Here is a 16,393-nt window from a genome sequence, read left to right as displayed (position 1 = left end):
CAAGGACAACGCGATGCAGAACGCCGAGCAGAAAGCGGAGCAAAAAGCCGAGGCAGTCTCCAATCCGCCTGTCCTTCCGGATCCGATGTGCGCCTGGCTGCGCCATCTGGAGACCAATCGCCGGTACTCGCCCCATACGCTGGACGGCTACCGCCGCGAACTGCAATTCCTGCGCGAACTGGCCGACAAGGCCGGCCTGCCGCTCGACAAACTCAGCAACGGCCACATCCGCCAATTCGTGGCGCGCCTGCACGCGCAGGGCCGCGGCCCGCGCAGCCTGGCCCGCACGTTGGCGGCGTGGCGCGGTTTCTATCAATGGTGGGCGCCGGCCGCCGAACTGGCCGGCAATCCCGTCACAGGCGTGCGCGCCCCCAAGGCGCCGCGCGGCCTGCCCAAGGCCTTGTCTGTCGAGCAGACCCAGGCCCTGCTGGATAGCGCACCCGCCCAGGTGGCGACCGAACCCGCCGCACTGCGCGACCAGGCCATGTTCGAGCTGCTGTATTCCAGCGGGTTGCGGCTGTCGGAACTGGTGGGATTGGACCTGCGCTACGAGCGCGCGGCCGATTACGAGTCGCGCGGCTGGCTGAATCTGGATGATGCCGAGGTCGTGGTGCTGGGCAAGGGCGGCAAGCGCCGCTCGGTGCCGGTCGGCCAACAGGCCCTGACCGCGCTGCGCAAGTGGATCGAAGTGCGACCGCAACTTGCGCTGCCCGCGCCGCCCCCCGCAGATGCAGCTGCGCTCTTCCTGGGCGCGCGCGGACGCCGCATTTCGCCGCGCGTGGTGCAGTTGCAGCTTGCGCGCATCGCGCAGACGGCCGGGGTGCCCACGCATGTGCATCCCCACGTGCTGCGCCACAGTTTCGCCAGCCACGTTCTGCAATCCGCGCAAGACCTGCGCGCCGTGCAGGAGATGCTGGGCCACGCCAATATCTCGACCACGCAGATCTACACGCGGCTGGATTTCCAGCATCTGGCCAAGGCCTACGACCAGGCCCATCCGCGCGCCGGGCGCAAGTCCTGACCTTTTTTGGCGGGGCGCCCGTGCAGCCTGATCAAACGCCCGGCCCGCACGCGGGTATCCGCTACCCGCCCGCGGCCAACATGCCGCCCAGCAGCATCACGCCCAGCAACAACACCGCCATTGCGGCCAGCGCCTCGATCGCATAGCGCAGCCGCGCCGCGCCAGCGCCGGACAGGCGGCCGCCCAGACGCGTCGCGGCGCTCCCGGCCGCAACAGCCAGGCAAGCCAATGCCGCCACGGTCAGCCCCGTGCCCAAACCCATCGCCAGCGCCGATGCGACGCCGGCAAGAAAGAAATTCTGCGACAACGCGAACACCAGCACGATCAACGCGCCGCTGCAGGGCCGCAGGCCCACCGCGAAAATCGCCGACCACGCGCGGCGCCAGTTCATCGGACCGGCAACCTGTTCCGGCGCGGGTACGTGCGCGTGTCCGCAACCGCAGTCGTGGTCATGATGATGATTGTGATCGTGGTGATGCGCTTGGACCTGAACCTGCGGATTGCCGTGCGCATGCTTGTGCGCGTGTTCGTGATCATGCCGGTGCTCGTGTACGTGCTCGTACACGTGCTCATGCCCGTGCGCATGTTCGTGCGTGTGCTTGTGCGCGTGTTCGTGCGCCTGCACCGGCGTATCTGCATCGTCACGCGCCCCAGTCCGCCGCAGCAACGGCCTCACCGCCTTGACCCACACCAGCCACACGCCCAACAGCGTCACCAACGCATACGACGCCAGCTCCAGCCAGCGTGTCGCTTCGTTCATCGTCGCCGCCGTCGCGTTGAAGATCAACGCCAGCACCGCCACCATCACGATCGCCACCAGCGCCTGGATCAGTGAAGACGCCAAGGCCAGCAGCGCACCGTTGCGCGCCGTCTGGCGGTTGGCCAGGACGTACGACGAAATCACCGCTTTGCCGTGACCCGGTCCCAGCGCATGAAAGACGCCGTAGGCGAACGACAGGCCGACCAGGGCCCACGCTGCGCCGCCGTCCGCCTGCCAGGCACGGACAGCGCCCGTCAGTTGCCGGTAGAAATGCGACTGCCAGACAGACACGCTGCCAAAAAAACTGGACAGCCAGCCGGGACCGGCAAGGCCGCTCCCGCTTTCCGGCACGCCAAAGGGATGCGTGCCTTGCGCGGCCGCAATCGACAGCCCACCGAGCATCAGCAGGACGATCGCCAGCGCGCGCGCGCAGCGGCTCACGGGCACCGCACCTCGATGCGGTGCGTGAGTCCCTTGGTAATGGCGAACAGTTCGTCGGGCAAGGCGTCCGGGTCGGCCGGGATCGCGGCCAGTTCCTGCATGGTTTTCCAATCCAGTTCCTTGGGCTTGCGGTAGTCGGCCTTGCAGGCCGCGCCTTGCGGACCGCCGAGCGACACCGCCCCCTTCTCTTCAAATGCGTAGGCCACGAAATAGGTGGGGTCGTAGATGTCCACTTGCGCGCCGCCCGCGCCCGGCGCGACGGGCTCGGCCAGCGGCAGCGTGAAGGACAGCGTCAGCCGTGTGGTCTTGGGGTTCCAGTCGACGCGGGCGTCGCGAGGTGCGGCGAATGCAGCGGTCTTGCCGTCAACGGTGACGCGCGTGAAGTAATGCGAGATCGGCTCGCCCAGCGCCTTCATCCAATCTTGCGCCATGCCTTTCAGGGTGTCGGCGGGAAGCGTCCCGTCCTTGGCCTTTTTCAGCCCCTGCGTCGCGTAGGCGCCGAACATTTCGTCGAACAGCCACACCTGCCGCACGGCGGTGATGCGCTGTTCGGCATCGACGTCGATCTGCGCGCGCGCATCGATCCACATGTGCGGGTGCGCGCTGGCGGCGCCCGCCGCCAGCAGCGCCGCCACGGCGCTCAGGGTTGCAAGGCCGCGGCAAGCTGGCGTGCGTTCCATTCAAACATTTCCAGGTAGGTGGCGCCCGGCTGTCCAGGCTTGGACAGGGCATCGGAGTAGAGCGTACCACCCACCTTTGCGCCGGTCTCGCGCGCGATCTGCTGGACCAGCTTGGGACTGCTGATGTTCTCGACGAACACCGCGGGCACCTTGTCGCGCCGCACCTGTTCGATGATCGCGGCCACCTCGCGCGCCGACGGCTCGGCGTCGGTCGACACCCCCATTGCGGGGATGAACGTCACGCCATACGCGTCGCCGAAATAGCCGAACGCATCATGCGAGGTGACAACCTTGCGGCGATCGGCGCCGATGGCGCCAAAGGTCTTGCGCACGCTGGCGTCCAGCGCCTGCAGCTTGGCGACGTATGCGTCGGCGCGTTGGCGATACGCCTGCGCGTGCGCGGGATCTGCGGCGGCCAGGCCGTCGGCCACGTTGCGCGCGTAGATCACGCCGTTCGCCAGGCTCTGCCAGGCATGCGGGTCGGCGTCGCCATGGTTATGGTGATGGCCGGGCTTGTGGTCGTGGTCATGGTCATGGTCGTGATCGTGGTCATCGCCGTGCTTGTGGTCGTGACCGTCCTTGTGATCATGATCGTGATCAGCCCCGTGCGCGTGCCCATCGCCATGCCCCGCGAACTTGCGCGGCGTCACGCCCTTGGACGCCGTCACCGTCTGTCCGGCGAACCCGGACGCCTTCGTCAGCTTGGACAGCCAGGTCTCGAAGTCCAGGCCGTTCACCACCAGCACGCGCGCATCCGCAAGCTTTTTCGCATCGCCCGGCGTGGGTTCGTAACCGTGCGCATCACCGTCAGGCCCGACCAGCGTCGTCAGGCTGATGTCGGCGCCGCCAATTTCCCGCACGATGTCGCCCAGGATGGAAAAGCTGGCCACCACTTTCAGCGGCTCGGCCGCCTGCGCGGTTCCCAACATGGCCGACAGGCAGACGCCCGCCATGGCCAGCAGTGCGCGGCGGCGCGCCGGCAGAATCGAACGCATGGTCAATCTCCTTATGAAGTCTCAGGCAGGGCGCACGCGGCGCGTTGCCCGCAGCAGCCCGCCTTGCGGGCCGCCCACGATGGAAAACAGATAGCAGGCGCCGGCCGCCAGGATGATCGCGGGCGAAGCCGGCACGTCGAAGTGATAGGAGACCAGCAGCCCGGCCACCGAAGACGCCACGCCGATTGCCGCCGACAGGGGAATCTGACGGGCCGCGCTGCGCACCCAGAACCGCGCCGCGGCGGCCGGCAGCATCATGATGCCCACCACCATCAGCGTGCCCAGCACCTGAAAGCCCGCCACCAGATTCACCACGACCAGCACCAGAAAGCCCATGTGCACCACGCCGCCCATGCCGCCGCTGGCGCGCAGGAATCCCGGGTCCAGGCATTCGGCAACCAGCAGCCGGTAGATGGCCGCCAGCACAAGCAAGGTCACGCTGGCCGTGGCGGTCACAAGCAGCAACGCCGCGTCGTCCAGGCCCAGCACCGTGCCGAACAGCACGTGCAGCAGGTCCATGTTGGAGCCGCGCAGGGACACCAGCAGCACGCCCAGCCCCAGCGATATCAGGTAGAAGGCGGCAAAGCTCGCGTCCTCGCGCAGCGGCGTCAGCCGGGCCACCAGCCCCGCCAGCAATGCCACGGCCAGTCCAGTCGCAATGCCGCCCAGCGTCATCGCGCCGAGCGACAGGCCGGCCATCAGAAAGCCCACCGCCACACCCGGAAGGATGGCGTGCGACATCGCATCGCCCATCAGGCTCATGCGCCGCAACACCAGAAAGACACCCAAGGGCGCGGCGCCCAGCGACAGCGCGCAAGCACCCGCAAGCGCGCGCCGCATGAAGCCGTAGTCGAGGAACGGCGATACCACCCAATCCACGAGCGTCATGCCCAAGCACCCGCGTGGCGTTGGCGCGCCGTCTTCAGATGCGCCTCGCTCAACGTGGCGGTGGTGTCGCCCCAGGCCACCACTGAACCGGACAACAGCAGGCTTTCCGGAAAGTGATCGCGCACCAGGTCCAGGTCGTGCAGCACCGCGATCACGGTACGGCCCTGTCCATGCAGGCCGCACAACAGCGCCATCAGTTCCTCGGCGGTGTGGCTGTCCACGGCCGCAAAGGGTTCGTCCAGCAACAGCACCGGCGCATCCTGCACCAGCATCCGTGCAAACAGGGCGCGCTGCATCTGCCCGCCCGACAGCGTCTCCACGCCGCGGCCCGCGCAATCAGCCAGACCCACGGTTTCCAGTGCGTGCATGCACCGGTCCAACTCGTCGTTGCTGAACGCGCGCCAGGCGCCGACCCGGCGCCACGCCCCCATGGCCGCCAGGTCCAGCACTGTCGTCGGAAACGAGCGGTCCAGTTCCGCCGCCTGCGGCAGCCACGCCAACGCCGATCGTCCGGCGCCCTGGATGCGCACGCTGCCGGTCATGGGTCGCAGCACGCCCATGATGCCCTTGATGAGCGTCGACTTGCCCGCGCCGTTGGGTCCGACCACGGCCGTCATGCCGCCGGGCGCGAAGTTGCCCGAGACCGCGCGCAACGCCGCGCGCCCATGCCAGCCGAACGATGCGTCGACCAGCTCGACCGTGATGGGCGCCGCGTTCATCGCGGCCACCAGTCCAGCGCCCAGCCGGTCAACGCCCACAGCGCGATGCCGGCCATCAGGGCGTAAGCCATGCGGCGCCAGGCGGAAACGAGAAACGCGGAACGGGGCGGCGTGCCCCGGCCGGGCGCGGCGCCGGGCCGCGGGGGCAGGAGCGAGAAATGGGACATGGCAGGCAACAACGGAATTCGGCGACGACGGGAAAGCGGCAACCGCAGCAACAACATACGAAGCAGCGGCAGTTTTATTATGTTATATCATAACTAAACCATGACGGCTTCAGAGCCGGTTCCCGCACGCCGGGGTTTTCTGCTACCTTCCAGGCATCTCGCGCGCGCGTCGCGCGCGCTTCCCTTCAGATAAAGCCCGCCATGTCCGCTCCGTCCCGTCCACCCCGCAACGACAGCGTTGGCGCTCAGCTCAGCGTCGCCGAAACGCTGTGCGCGCAGCGCGGACGCCGCCTGACCCCCATCCGCCGCAAGGTCCTCGAACTGTTGCTGCGCCATGGCCGCAGCCTCAAGGCCTACGAGCTGCTGGACGCCATGCGCGCCGTCCACCCGGGCGCTGCGCCGCCCACGGTGTACCGTGCCCTGGACTTCCTGATGGACGAAGGCCTCATTCACCGCCTGGACGCCGTCAATGCCTGGAGCGCCTGCCACGACGCCGGCGGCGCACCGCATGACCTGCTCGTCGTCTGTACCGGTTGCGGCGCCGTCGCTGAAGTCTCCGACCCGGCCATGAGCCGTCAGTTGGCCGAACGCGTTGCCCAGACGGGCTATGCGCTGGCCACGCATGAAACCGAAATCCGCGCGCTGTGCCCGCAGTGTCAGAAGACCCAGCCGGCCGACGCGGGTCATCACCACCATCACCATTGATTGGGCGGGCGCCCCTGAGGCGTTTCATCCATTGGGTGCGCCTCATCCTTGGATTGGCCTCATCCCGGGCATCTCTCATCCTTGGATGAGCCCCATTTCGAGCCGCATCTCATCCTTAGGATGCGCCCCATCGGCTGCACCATTTCAAGCCCGCCCGCCCCCGTGCCGCCGGCTCGCCCTTGAATCTGGGCAAACCGCCCCAAAATAGAGGTATCGCCCGATACTTGACGGCGATCGGCTGCCATCTGGCGGCCACGGCCCCCCGGGTTGGCCCGGGGTTTGCCCCCTGCCCCCGACTGTGCTGTAATCCTGCGTCCGGCCGCTATCGGTGGCTCTCGCAGCCTGTGGCAGACATCAATCGGCAGGGACTGAAAACCCCGTCAGGCGCTGTGTTTCGCGCTCTGACATCACGCTAGCAGCTTCGCCATGAACACCCCGCGCAGTTTGGACAAAATGGTTCCCGTCACCATCCTCACCGGCTTCCTCGGTGCGGGCAAGACCACCCTGCTCAAACGCATCCTGACCGAATTCCATGGCCGCCGCGTCGCCGTCATCGAAAACGAGTTCGGACCCGAAAGCATCGACAACGACCTGCTCGTGCAGGACAGCGACGAAGAAATCATCGAGCTGTCCAACGGTTGCGTCTGCTGCACGGTGCGCGGCGACCTGATGCGTACCCTGTCCGAGCTGCGCGCCAAGCGCGAAGCCGGCGAACTCTCTTTTGAACGCGTCATCCTCGAAACCACCGGCATGGCCAACCCCGGCCCCGTGTGCCAGACGTTCTTCATGGATGACGACATCGCCGAGTACTACCGCCTGGACGCGGTGGTCACCGTGGTCGATGCCAAGCACGGCATGTCCACGCTCGACGAACAGCCCGAAGCCCAAAAGCAGGTCGGTTTCGCCGACCGCATCCTGATCTCGAAGAAAGACCTGGTCAACGAAGTCGACTACGAAGCGCTGCGCCACCGTCTGGTTCACATGAACCCGCGCGCACCGATCACCGCCGTCAACTTCGGCGACGTCGACCTGAAGTCCATCATCGACATCAGCGGCTTCAATCTGAATTCCATTCTGGACATCGACCCGGAGTTCCTGGCCGATGAGCATCCGGACGCCGCGCACAACCATGCCCACGGGCACGATCACGACCATGATCACGGCCACGGCCATGACCACGATCACGATCATGACCACGATGGCGAATGCGGCGCGCACTGCAATCATGCCCACCATCACCACCCCAAGCACGACGACGAAATCGGCGCGTTCGTGTTCCGTTCCAACAAGCCGTTCGATCCCGCGCGCCTTGAGGAATTCCTGGGCGGCGTCGTGCAGGTCTATGGTCCCGACCTGATGCGCTACAAGGGCATCCTGTACATGAAGGGCATCAACCGCCGCATGTTGTTCCAGGGTGTGCACATGATGATGGGCGCCGAACCCGGCAAGCCGTGGACCGCGGCCGAAAAACCGTCCACCAAGATGGTGTTCATCGGACGTAAGCTGCCCCAGGAGATTTTTACCCGGGGCTTGGAGCAGTGCCTGGCGGGGTAATCCCCATTCCTGCGTGACGCGATGCGACGAAGGCAGTACTGTGAGGTACGGATAGCGTAGGCAACAAGTAACACGGACCGGGACGGACGCCCGCGCCAGGATCGATTCATAGTGGAGTGTTTACATGGCTACCAAGGCAGCAACCAAAAAATCAAGTAAGTCGACGAGCGATACGGCGATTGATCTGCCCAGCGAAAAGGAATTGCTGGCCATGCCCGAGTCGGACTACATGAACGACCGCCAACTGGCGTTCTTCAAGGAACGGCTCAAACAACTCGAGCAGGACATTCTGGCCAACGCCGGCGAGACCACCGAGCACCTGCGTGAAACGCAATTCGTGCCGGATCCCGCCGACCGCGCCACCATCGAGGAAGAGCACGCCCTGGAACTGCGCACCCGCGACCGCGAGCGCAAGCTGCTCAAGAAGGTGCAGCAATCCATCGCCCGCATCGACAGCGGCGAATATGGCTGGTGTGAAGAAACGGGCGAGCCCATCGGCATCCCCCGTTTGCTCGCCCGCCCCACGGCCACCCTGTCGCTCGAAGCGCAGGAACGCCGTGAAATGCGTCAAAAGCTGTACGGCGACTGATCCGTCCCGCTTCCGCTCCGTCCCTGAAAGGCCATGCCGGTTAACCGCATGGCCTTTTTTCTACTTGATATCCCGGCGACCGCCCCCAGCTAAAACTTTCAACGGAAGGAACGCATGGAACAATTTCACGCCACCACCATCGTGTGTGTGCGCCGCGGCAACCGCGTCGCGCTGGGCGGCGATGGCCAGGTCACCCTGGGCAACATCGTCATCAAGGGCACTGCCCGCAAGATCCGCCGCCTGTACCACGACAAGATTCTCGCTGGCTTCGCCGGCGCCACCGCCGATGCGTTCACGCTGCAGGAACGCTTCGAAGCCAAGCTCGAAAAGCACCAGGGCAACCTGATGCGCGCCGCGGTCGAACTGACCCGCGACTGGCGTACCGACCGCGTCCTGCGACGCCTGGAAGCCATGCTGATCGTGGCCGACGCCGAACACACGCTGGTTCTCACCGGCAACGGCGACGTGCTGGAACCCGAGCACGGCCTGGCTGCCATCGGCTCCGGCGGCGCGTACGCGCAATCGGCCGCGTTGGCCCTGCTGCGCAACACCGACCTCCCGCCCGAGACGATCGTCAAGCAATCGCTCGAGATCGCCGGCGACCTGTGCATCTACACCAACCAGAACCACGTCATCGAAACGCTGGGCGACTGACGCCTGCCGCGCGGCGCAACCTGCGCCGCGGCGCCCTCCCAGCCCGCCCTAGCTTCAAGGATCCGCCCTCATGTCCGCATCCAACATGACGCCCGGAGAGATCGTCTCCGAACTCGACAAGTACATCGTCGGCCAGAACCGCGCCAAGCGCGCGGTCGCGGTGGCACTGCGCAACCGCTGGCGCCGCCAGCAGGTCGCCGAACCTCTGCGCCACGAAATCCATCCCAAGAACATTCTGATGATCGGCCCGACCGGCGTCGGCAAGACCGAGATCGCCCGCCGCCTGGCCAAGCTGGCCAACGCGCCGTTCATCAAGATCGAAGCCACCAAGTTCACCGAGGTCGGCTACGTGGGCCGCGACGTGGACACCATCATCCGCGACCTGACCGAATACTCCATCAAGCAGACCCGCGAACTGGAAATGCGCCGTGTGCGCACCCAGGCCGAGGACGCCGCCGAAGACCGCATCCTGGACGCGCTGGTTCCGCCGCCCCGCGGCGCCTCGGGTGAGCCCCAGCGCGGCGAGGACAACAGCGCCCGCCAGACGTTCCGCAAGCGCCTGCGCGAAGGCCTGATCGACGATCTGGAAATCGAGATCGAAGTCGCGCAGACCGTGCCGCAAATGGACGTCATGACGCCCCCCGGCATGGAAGAAATGGCCGAGCAGTTGCGCGGCATGTTCGCGGGCATGGCGCGCGACAAGAAAAAGCCCAAGAAAATGAAGGTGCGCGAAGCCTTCAAGCTCATCGTCGACGAAGAAGCCGCCAAGCGCGTCAACGAAGAAGACCTGCGCAGCGTTGCGATCAACAACGTCGAGCAGAACGGCATCGTCTTCCTGGACGAAATCGACAAAATCGCCGCCCGCCAGGAGTCCGGCGGCGCGGATGTCTCGCGCCAAGGCGTGCAGCGCGACCTGCTGCCGCTGGTTGAAGGCACCACCGTCAACACGCGTTACGGCATGGTCCGCACCGACCACATCCTGTTCATCGCGTCCGGCGCCTTCCACCTGTCGCGTCCGTCCGACCTGATCCCCGAGCTGCAGGGCCGCTTCCCGATCCGCGTCGAACTCGAATCCCTCACCGCCCAGGACTTCGTGCGCATTCTGTCCGACACGGATGCGTCGCTGACCAAGCAGTACACGGCGCTGATGGCGACCGAGGACGTCGAACTCGAATTCACCGACGAAGGCGTGCGCCGCCTGGCGGAACTGGCATTCGAGGTCAACGAAACCACCGAGAACATCGGCGCCCGCCGTCTGTACACGGTGATGGAAAAGCTGCTCGACGAGCTTTCCTTTGACGCTACGTCCAGCCAGGACAAGCACGTCAAGATCGATGCCGCCTACGTCAACTCGCAACTGGCCGAAGCTGCCAGCAGCCAGGACCTGGCCCGCTACGTGCTCTGACGCCCCGGGCGCCAGCGACCCGGGCGCCAGCGACCCGCCGCAGACGAAAAAAACCCCGCCGCAACGCTTTGCCGCGGGGTTTTTCTTTGGGACAGCGTCAGTTCGTGATCGCCGTCACCACGTACTTGCCGTCTTTGCGCGTAGCGGTAAACCGCACCTTGTCGCCCGCCTTGATATTGGCCAGCAACGCCGGATCGGCCTGGTAGACCAGCGACATTGCCGGCAGGTCCAGCGCCTTGATGGCATCGTGCTTGATCGTGACCTTGCCCGCCGCGGCGTCCACGCGCCGCACCTCGCCCGTGGCATCGGCCTGCTGCGCGAAAGCGACTGGCGTCGCCAGCGACACGACAGCCATTGCGGTGGCAACGGCCATGGGCGTTGCGTACTTGCGGTTAAAACCCATATGTAACCTCCCTATGCGATCCAAGCGGCCAGACGCGTAGTGCGCTCCTGCCGCTTTTTACAGTGCTAGGATACTGCGCGAATGCAACCATTCCGCCGCCAGTGCGCAACAATCCTGACGGTTGTTTGCGGGGCGGCTCTGCTTGCGGGCTGCGCTTACCGTCGGAAGCAAGCCTCCAACTCTTCTCACTGAATCAAAAAAGCCATGGCTAATCGCTTATCCGTCATTGCCACCCGCACCGGCGACGATGGCACCACCGGGCTTGGGGACGGATCCCGAATCCCCAAGGACGCCCCGCGCGTCGCCGCCCTGGGCGATGTGGACGAATTGAACAGCGTCATCGGCCTGCTGCTCACCGAAACCCTGCCCGAAGACGTGGCGGCCGACCTGCTCGCCATCCAGCACGACCTGTTCGACATGGGCGCGGAGCTTTGCATCCCCGGGCATGTCGCGGTGACACAGGAGCAAGTTGCTCAACTGGACGCGCGTCTGGCGCACTACAACGCCGCCCTGCCGCCGCTGCGTGAATTCATCCTGCCCGGCGGCTCGCGGCCGGCAGCGGTGGCGCATATGGCGCGCACGGTGGCGCGGCGTGCCGAGCGTGCGGTGGTGGCGCTGGCGGGTGCGGAGAGCGTGAACCCCCCGGTGCGGCAGTACCTAAACCGCGTTTCGGATCTGATGTTCGTGCTGGCGCGGCACATCAACAAAGCAGTCAGCCAGCCAGACACTTTCTGGACGAGTGGCCATTCGCGGTCCGGTTGATGCATCTCTTGCACTCGTATCCATACAAGACGCCTCGATACATACGGCTATGGCTTGCGTGCGCCTTTCGAGGAGGCATCCCCACACTTCGTAATTGTTCGTAAATTGGAGACGGAACGCTTTGCGGCATAATAGTGGGTTGATCTATGCACCCGCGTAGGCGCGCGTCCCTCCCGAGGCCTTTAAAGATAATGAGTATTATTGTTACTGGTGGCGCCGGTTTCATTGGCTCGAATTTCGTCCTGGATTGGCTGGCTCAAAGCGATGAGACAGTGATCACGCTGGACAAATTGACCTATGCCGGAAACATCGAAAACCTGGCCTCGTTGAAAGACAATTCAAATCACGTGTTCGTGCACGGAGATATCGGCGATTCAGCGCTGATGTCCAAGCTGCTGACGGTGCATCAACCCAGGGCTATTTTGAATTTCGCGGCGGAATCGCATGTCGACCGTTCAATTCTCGGGCCGGGCGAATTTATCCAGACGAATATCGTCGGCACGTTCAATCTGCTTGAGGCCGTCCGCGCATATTGGGGCCAACTCCCGGAAAATGCGAAGCAGGCGTTTCGTTTTCTGCACGTCTCAACGGACGAAGTATATGGTTCCCTCGACGCCGCCGCCCCCGCATTCACGGAGTTGAATCGGTATGAGCCCAACAGCCCGTACTCCGCGAGCAAGGCCGCAAGCGATCATCTTGTCCGGGCCTATCACCATACGTACGACCTGCCCGTCCTGACGACGAATTGTTCGAACAACTATGGGCCTTACCATTTCCCTGAGAAACTGATCCCGCTCGTCATCCATAATGCGCTTGCTGGCAAGCCATTGCCGATCTACGGCGACGGCCGGCAAATTCGAGACTGGCTGTATGTCAAGGATCACTGCAGTGCGATACGCCGGGTTCTGGCTGATGGCCAGTTAGGCGAAACCTACAATGTAGGGGGATGGAACGAGAAGACCAACCTGGAAGTTGTCCACACCCTCTGCTCGTTGCTCGACGAGCTCAGCCCACGAGCTGACGGACAAAACTACAGCACGCAGATCACTTTCGTTAAAGATCGCCCCGGCCACGACAAGCGATATGCCATCGACGCCTCTCGCCTGGAACGCGAACTGGGATGGAAGCCGTCCGAGACCTTTGAAACGGGCATACGCAAGACCGTTGTCTGGTATCTGCAGAATCAGACGTGGGTTTCCAATATTACCTCCGGCGCATACCGCGACTGGGTGAAGACCCAGTACAGCGAATAGCGGGCAACTATTCGGACTGTCCGCATATCATCAGATATGCAGGAAGCGCAGATTCTTCGGCACGCCCAGGATCGGTTCTGCCATAAATATCAGCATGAGTGGCCTGATGAGCCCTAACGTCGCGATTCTTCTCTGTACGTACCAGGGTGAGCAGTACCTGAACGAACAACTCGATTCCTTCCAGGCGCAGACCCATGCGCAATGGGAGGCGTGGGCGTCGGACGATGGCTCTCAGGACGGCACGCGCCGGCTGCTTGCAGCGTACCAAGAGAAATGGAGTGCAGAAAAGCTTAAGATTTGCGATGGCCCGCGCAAAGGTTTCGTCGCCAATTTCATGTCGCTGATCTGCCGCCCGGAAATTGGGGCCGATTACTACGCGCTCTCCGACCAGGACGACGTGTGGCACGCCGACAAACTCGCTCGGGCGGTGCAGTGGCTCTCCAACGTGCCCCCTGAAATTCCTGCTCTTTATTGCACCCGCACCGAGTTGATAGACGAACAAGGCGCCCTCATTGGGAGCTCCCGATGGTTTACCCGAAAACCCGCATTCGCCAACGCGCTCGTGCAGAATGTTGCCGGCGGCAACACCATGGTCTTCAACAATGCCGCCCGCCAGCTTCTGATGGCCGCCGGTCCGGAAGTTGAGGTGATCGCGCACGATTGGTGGGTGTATATCGTGGTCAGCGCCTGCGGCGGGCAAGTGCATTACGACACAAAGCCGTCATTGCGATATCGCCAGCACGCAGCCAATCTTATCGGCTCCAATGCCGGCTTGCGCGCGACGCTGCAGCGGATCAAGATGCTCTTCGAAGGTCGCCTGAAAAATTGGGTGGATGCGAACATCGCCGCCTTGAAGCCCATCGTGCCAAAGATGACGCCAGCCAACCGCGCCCTGTACGAACGCTTCAGGTCGGCCCGCCAACGCAGCCTAGTTCCGCGCACCATAGGAATTGTGCGCACCGGCATCTATCATCAGACTCGTCTTGGCGACCTCGGCCTCCTGGCTTCGGCGATATTCAATCGAATCTAATGCCCCTATGAAAATTCTTCTGCTCGGCAAGAACGGACAAGTCGGCCATGAACTGCAACGCACCCTGCTCCCACTAGGCGAGCTCGTGGCCCTCGACCGGCAAGGCGCTGACCTCTCGGATGTTCGTCAACTCAAGAACGTGCTCGAGGCGCAATCACCGGACGTCATTGTCAATGCGGCGGCCTATACGGCCGTGGACAAGGCCGAGTCCGACGAGGCTACTGCGCGCACCATCAATGCGGACGCCGTTGGAGTGTTGGCGCAGCATGCGCGTCGTCAGGACGCCCTGCTACTCCATTATTCGACCGATTACGTCTTTGACGGGACAAAATCCACCCCCTACGAAACTCAGGATGCGACGAACCCCCAAAGCGTCTACGGCGCCACGAAGCGCGACGGCGAACTCGCAATTCTTGAGAGCGGATGCCGCAACCTTATCCTGCGCACGAGTTGGGTTTTCTCGGCGCACGGAGGCAATTTCATCAAGACTATCCTGCGCTTGGCCAGGGAACGCGACACCTTGAACATCGTAGCGGACCAGCATGGCGCACCTACCTCCGCGGAACTGATCGCCGATGTCAGCGCTCACGCTATTGCCGGATGGCTGCGGGGCGCCCTGAACGACGGTGTCTATCACCTTACCGCGTCGGGCGAAACGACTTGGCACGGATTGGCGCAGCATGTGGTATCCCGCGCCCGGAACCAAGGCGCAACATTGCGCGCTACCGCCGACGCCATCCACGCCATCTCCACGCAGGACTACCCGTTGCCTGCCGCACGCCCCAGGAACTCCCGGCTCAACACGCAAGCGTTGACCAGCGCGCTCAAGCTGCAGTTGCCCGAATGGAGGGCGCACGTCGACCGGACGGTGGATCAACTTATGTCATTGGAACAATCCCCATGAAACGCAAAGGCATCATTCTTGCCGGTGGCTCCGGTACCCGGCTGCATCCGGCCACACTGGCGATCAGCAAGCAACTGCTGCCCGTCTACGACAAACCGATGATCTACTACCCGCTCAGCACGCTCATGCTGGCGGGAATACGCGACATCCTGATCATCTCAACGCCACAAGATACGCCGCGTTTTGATCAGCTGCTGGGTTCGGGCGAACAATGGGGCTTGAACCTCCAATATGCGGTGCAGCCGTCGCCAGACGGTCTGGCCCAGGCGTTCATCATTGGCTCATCCTTTATCGGCAATGATCCCAGCGCGCTAGTGTTGGGCGACAACATCTTCTATGGGCACGATTTCGCGCACCTGCTGGACAACGCAAACCAGCGTCAAAACGGCGCCAGCGTGTTCGCCTACCATGTCCACGATCCCGAGCGCTACGGCGTCGCCGAATTCGATTCGAACGGGAAAGTGCTGTCCCTGGAAGAAAAGCCTGCACAGCCTAAATCCAACTACGCGGTGACGGGCCTCTACTTCTACGACCAGCAGGTAGTGGACATTGCCAAACAGATCAAACCTTCGGCCCGGGGCGAACTTGAGATCACCGATGTGAATCGGATGTACCTTGAACAAGGTGAGCTGGCCGTCGAAATCATGGGTCGTGGCTACGCCTGGCTTGATACGGGCACTCACGAATCCTTGCTCGAAGCCAGCCAGTTCATTTCAACCCTCGAGAATCGGCAGGGACTGAAAGTCTCCTGCCCCGAGGAAATCGCGTATCGCCGGCAATGGATTTCCGCTGCGCAGCTGGAAGCGCTGGCGGCACCGTTATCGAAGAATAATTACGGCAAGTATCTGCAGCGCCTGCTCGTGGAAAAGGTTTACTGATGAACGCTACCCGCCTGACTATTCCCGAAGTCGTGCTGTTCGAACCGAAGGTCTTCGGCGATGACCGCGGATTCTTCATGGAGAGCTTCAACCAAGAGGTCTTCAACCAGCTCACTGGCCTGGACGTGGCTTTCGTTCAGGACAACCACAGCCGGAGTACGCAAGGCGTGCTCAGGGGCTTGCACTACCAGCTCGCCCCGAAGGCTCAGGGTAAGTTGGTGCGAGTTGTACGCGGCTCGGTATTCGATGTCGCCGTCGACATACGAAAAAGTTCGCCTACGTTTGGAAAATGGGTCGGGGTCGAGCTCAGCGAAAGCAATCATCGGCAACTCTGGGTTCCTCCCGGGTTCGCCCACGGTTTTCTCGTGCTGAGCGAAACCGCCGAATTTCTGTACAAAACCACGGATTATTACGCCCCCGCCCTCGAGCGCTCCATCATCTGGAATGATCCGCAACTTGCGATTCAATGGCCCGATGGCATAGAGCCCCGCCTCTCGCTCAAGGACGAACAGGGCAAGCCATTTTCCCGTGCGGAGTGTTTTGCATGACTGCTGGCGCGCCCATCCAACAGGCTGCGAACCCCCA

General features: G+C 63.5%; 19 protein-coding genes. 12 read left to right on the top strand and 7 right to left on the bottom strand.

The window, feature by feature from the left end; genetic code table 11:
- Positions 1-13 precede the first annotated feature (13 nt).
- Positions 14-1,021: a tyrosine recombinase XerC gene (gene xerC / locus B3098_RS04075; protein ID WP_286891912.1), complete on the top strand. Its 1,008-nt coding sequence runs from the start codon at positions 14-16 to the stop codon at positions 1,019-1,021.
- 61 nt (positions 1,022-1,082) lie between these two features.
- Here the strand turns inward: xerC and B3098_RS04070 are convergent, their stop codons facing one another.
- Genes B3098_RS04070 through B3098_RS04045 form a run of 6 tightly spaced genes read right to left on the bottom strand, consistent with a single transcriptional unit; the run spans position 1,083 to position 5,671 of the window.
- Positions 1,083-2,183, bottom strand: a complete 1,101-nt coding sequence (locus tag B3098_RS04070) for a nickel/cobalt transporter (RefSeq protein ID WP_286892172.1) — start codon at positions 2,181-2,183, stop codon at positions 1,083-1,085.
- Positions 2,184-2,218: 35 nt separating this feature from the next.
- On the bottom strand, positions 2,219-2,902 hold the full coding sequence (locus tag B3098_RS04065; RefSeq protein WP_286891910.1) for a DUF1007 family protein: 684 nt from the start codon (positions 2,900-2,902) through the stop codon (positions 2,219-2,221).
- Entirely contained in the window at positions 2,863-3,897 is a 1,035-nt protein-coding gene (locus B3098_RS04060; RefSeq protein WP_286891908.1) for a metal ABC transporter substrate-binding protein, read from the bottom strand. The genes B3098_RS04065 and B3098_RS04060 overlap by 40 nt, the downstream gene beginning before the upstream one ends.
- A 21-nt stretch (positions 3,898-3,918) precedes the next feature.
- On the bottom strand, positions 3,919-4,785 hold the full coding sequence (locus B3098_RS04055) for a metal ABC transporter permease (protein ID WP_286891906.1): 867 nt from the start codon (positions 4,783-4,785) through the stop codon (positions 3,919-3,921).
- Positions 4,782-5,504: a metal ABC transporter ATP-binding protein gene (locus B3098_RS04050; RefSeq protein ID WP_286891904.1), complete on the bottom strand. Its 723-nt coding sequence runs from the start codon at positions 5,502-5,504 to the stop codon at positions 4,782-4,784. The genes B3098_RS04055 and B3098_RS04050 overlap by 4 nt, the downstream gene beginning before the upstream one ends.
- Entirely contained in the window at positions 5,501-5,671 is a 171-nt protein-coding gene (locus tag B3098_RS04045) for a hypothetical protein (protein ID WP_175124911.1), read from the bottom strand. The genes B3098_RS04050 and B3098_RS04045 overlap by 4 nt, the downstream gene beginning before the upstream one ends.
- Positions 5,672-5,872: 201 nt before the next feature.
- Here B3098_RS04045 and B3098_RS04040 point away from each other — a divergent pair, with 201 nt between their 5' ends.
- The 5 genes from B3098_RS04040 (at position 5,873) to hslU (ending at position 10,578) form a co-directional block, all read left to right on the top strand.
- Positions 5,873-6,376, top strand: coding sequence for a Fur family transcriptional regulator (locus B3098_RS04040; RefSeq protein WP_056327248.1), 504 nt, complete (start codon positions 5,873-5,875; stop codon positions 6,374-6,376).
- A 426-nt stretch (positions 6,377-6,802) separates the two neighbouring features.
- A complete protein-coding gene (locus B3098_RS04035; protein WP_279975711.1) occupies positions 6,803-7,930 on the top strand; it encodes a CobW family GTP-binding protein in 1,128 nt (375 codons plus the stop codon).
- 124 nt (positions 7,931-8,054) lie between these two features.
- Positions 8,055-8,519, top strand: a complete 465-nt coding sequence (gene dksA / locus B3098_RS04030; protein WP_056327244.1) for an RNA polymerase-binding protein DksA — start codon at positions 8,055-8,057, stop codon at positions 8,517-8,519.
- Positions 8,520-8,633: 114 nt separating this feature from the next.
- The gene (gene hslV / locus B3098_RS04025) at positions 8,634-9,173 is read left to right on the top strand and encodes an ATP-dependent protease subunit HslV (protein ID WP_054430777.1); all 540 of its coding nucleotides are present in this window, start codon (positions 8,634-8,636) and stop codon (positions 9,171-9,173) included.
- A gap of 70 nt (positions 9,174-9,243) precedes the next feature.
- Positions 9,244-10,578 carry an ATP-dependent protease ATPase subunit HslU gene (gene hslU, locus B3098_RS04020; protein ID WP_175124909.1) on the top strand — a complete coding sequence of 445 codons (1,335 nt, stop codon included), beginning with the start codon at positions 9,244-9,246 and terminating at the stop codon, positions 10,576-10,578.
- 97 nt (positions 10,579-10,675) lie between these two features.
- On the opposite strand, the gene B3098_RS04015 is transcribed toward hslU, so the two are convergent.
- Positions 10,676-10,981, bottom strand: a complete 306-nt coding sequence (locus B3098_RS04015; RefSeq protein ID WP_175124908.1) for a copper-binding protein — start codon at positions 10,979-10,981, stop codon at positions 10,676-10,678.
- 204 nt (positions 10,982-11,185) lie between these two features.
- Between B3098_RS04015 and B3098_RS04010 the strand changes: the two genes are divergently transcribed.
- The 6 genes from B3098_RS04010 (at position 11,186) to rfbC (ending at position 16,356) form a co-directional block, all read left to right on the top strand.
- A complete protein-coding gene (locus B3098_RS04010) occupies positions 11,186-11,743 on the top strand; it encodes a cob(I)yrinic acid a,c-diamide adenosyltransferase (RefSeq protein ID WP_286891892.1) in 558 nt (185 codons plus the stop codon).
- A 191-nt stretch (positions 11,744-11,934) separates the two neighbouring features.
- Positions 11,935-12,996: a dTDP-glucose 4,6-dehydratase gene (gene rfbB, locus B3098_RS04005; RefSeq protein ID WP_286891890.1), complete on the top strand. Its 1,062-nt coding sequence runs from the start codon at positions 11,935-11,937 to the stop codon at positions 12,994-12,996.
- A gap of 106 nt (positions 12,997-13,102) precedes the next feature.
- On the top strand, positions 13,103-14,026 hold the full coding sequence (locus B3098_RS04000) for a glycosyltransferase family 2 protein (RefSeq protein WP_286891889.1): 924 nt from the start codon (positions 13,103-13,105) through the stop codon (positions 14,024-14,026).
- Between the two features lie 7 nt (positions 14,027-14,033).
- Positions 14,034-14,930 (top strand): dTDP-4-dehydrorhamnose reductase, encoded by an 897-nt coding sequence (rfbD, locus tag B3098_RS03995; RefSeq protein ID WP_286891888.1) that lies wholly within the window; start codon positions 14,034-14,036, stop codon positions 14,928-14,930.
- Positions 14,927-15,808: a glucose-1-phosphate thymidylyltransferase RfbA gene (gene rfbA / locus B3098_RS03990; RefSeq protein WP_286891887.1), complete on the top strand. Its 882-nt coding sequence runs from the start codon at positions 14,927-14,929 to the stop codon at positions 15,806-15,808. The genes rfbD and rfbA overlap by 4 nt, the downstream gene beginning before the upstream one ends.
- The gene (gene rfbC / locus B3098_RS03985) at positions 15,808-16,356 is read left to right on the top strand and encodes a dTDP-4-dehydrorhamnose 3,5-epimerase (protein ID WP_286891886.1); all 549 of its coding nucleotides are present in this window, start codon (positions 15,808-15,810) and stop codon (positions 16,354-16,356) included. Before rfbA ends, rfbC begins: the two co-directional genes overlap by 1 nt.
- The last annotated feature ends 37 nt before the right edge of the window (positions 16,357-16,393 follow it).

Source organism: Achromobacter sp. UBA2119 (genome assembly GCF_002331005.1).
GTDB lineage: Bacteria > Pseudomonadota > Gammaproteobacteria > Burkholderiales > Burkholderiaceae_B > Achromobacter > Achromobacter animicus.
This window is presented reverse-complemented; position numbering and strand designations above follow the sequence as displayed.

Excerpts from the sequence above, each read along its gene's own strand:
- xerC (WP_286891912.1), top strand. The coding sequence starts at position 14 with ATGCAGAACGCCGAGCAGAAAGCGGAGCAAAAAGCCGAGGCAGTCTCC.
- B3098_RS04070 (WP_286892172.1), bottom strand. The coding sequence starts at position 2,183 with ATGCTCGGTGGGCTGTCGATTGCGGCCGCGCAAGGCACGCATCCCTTT.
- B3098_RS04065 (WP_286891910.1), bottom strand. The coding sequence starts at position 2,902 with ATGGAACGCACGCCAGCTTGCCGCGGCCTTGCAACCCTGAGCGCCGTG.
- B3098_RS04060 (WP_286891908.1), bottom strand. The coding sequence starts at position 3,897 with ATGCGTTCGATTCTGCCGGCGCGCCGCCGCGCACTGCTGGCCATGGCG.
- B3098_RS04055 (WP_286891906.1), bottom strand. The coding sequence starts at position 4,785 with ATGACGCTCGTGGATTGGGTGGTATCGCCGTTCCTCGACTACGGCTTC.
- B3098_RS04050 (WP_286891904.1), bottom strand. The coding sequence starts at position 5,504 with ATGAACGCGGCGCCCATCACGGTCGAGCTGGTCGACGCATCGTTCGGC.
- B3098_RS04045 (WP_175124911.1), bottom strand. The coding sequence starts at position 5,671 with ATGTCCCATTTCTCGCTCCTGCCCCCGCGGCCCGGCGCCGCGCCCGGC.
- B3098_RS04040 (WP_056327248.1), top strand. The coding sequence starts at position 5,873 with ATGTCCGCTCCGTCCCGTCCACCCCGCAACGACAGCGTTGGCGCTCAG.
- B3098_RS04035 (WP_279975711.1), top strand. The coding sequence starts at position 6,803 with ATGAACACCCCGCGCAGTTTGGACAAAATGGTTCCCGTCACCATCCTC.
- dksA (WP_056327244.1), top strand. The coding sequence starts at position 8,055 with ATGGCTACCAAGGCAGCAACCAAAAAATCAAGTAAGTCGACGAGCGAT.
- hslV (WP_054430777.1), top strand. The coding sequence starts at position 8,634 with ATGGAACAATTTCACGCCACCACCATCGTGTGTGTGCGCCGCGGCAAC.
- hslU (WP_175124909.1), top strand. The coding sequence starts at position 9,244 with ATGTCCGCATCCAACATGACGCCCGGAGAGATCGTCTCCGAACTCGAC.
- B3098_RS04015 (WP_175124908.1), bottom strand. The coding sequence starts at position 10,981 with ATGGGTTTTAACCGCAAGTACGCAACGCCCATGGCCGTTGCCACCGCA.
- B3098_RS04010 (WP_286891892.1), top strand. The coding sequence starts at position 11,186 with ATGGCTAATCGCTTATCCGTCATTGCCACCCGCACCGGCGACGATGGC.
- rfbB (WP_286891890.1), top strand. The coding sequence starts at position 11,935 with ATGAGTATTATTGTTACTGGTGGCGCCGGTTTCATTGGCTCGAATTTC.
- B3098_RS04000 (WP_286891889.1), top strand. The coding sequence starts at position 13,103 with ATGAGCCCTAACGTCGCGATTCTTCTCTGTACGTACCAGGGTGAGCAG.
- rfbD (WP_286891888.1), top strand. The coding sequence starts at position 14,034 with ATGAAAATTCTTCTGCTCGGCAAGAACGGACAAGTCGGCCATGAACTG.
- rfbA (WP_286891887.1), top strand. The coding sequence starts at position 14,927 with ATGAAACGCAAAGGCATCATTCTTGCCGGTGGCTCCGGTACCCGGCTG.
- rfbC (WP_286891886.1), top strand. The coding sequence starts at position 15,808 with ATGAACGCTACCCGCCTGACTATTCCCGAAGTCGTGCTGTTCGAACCG.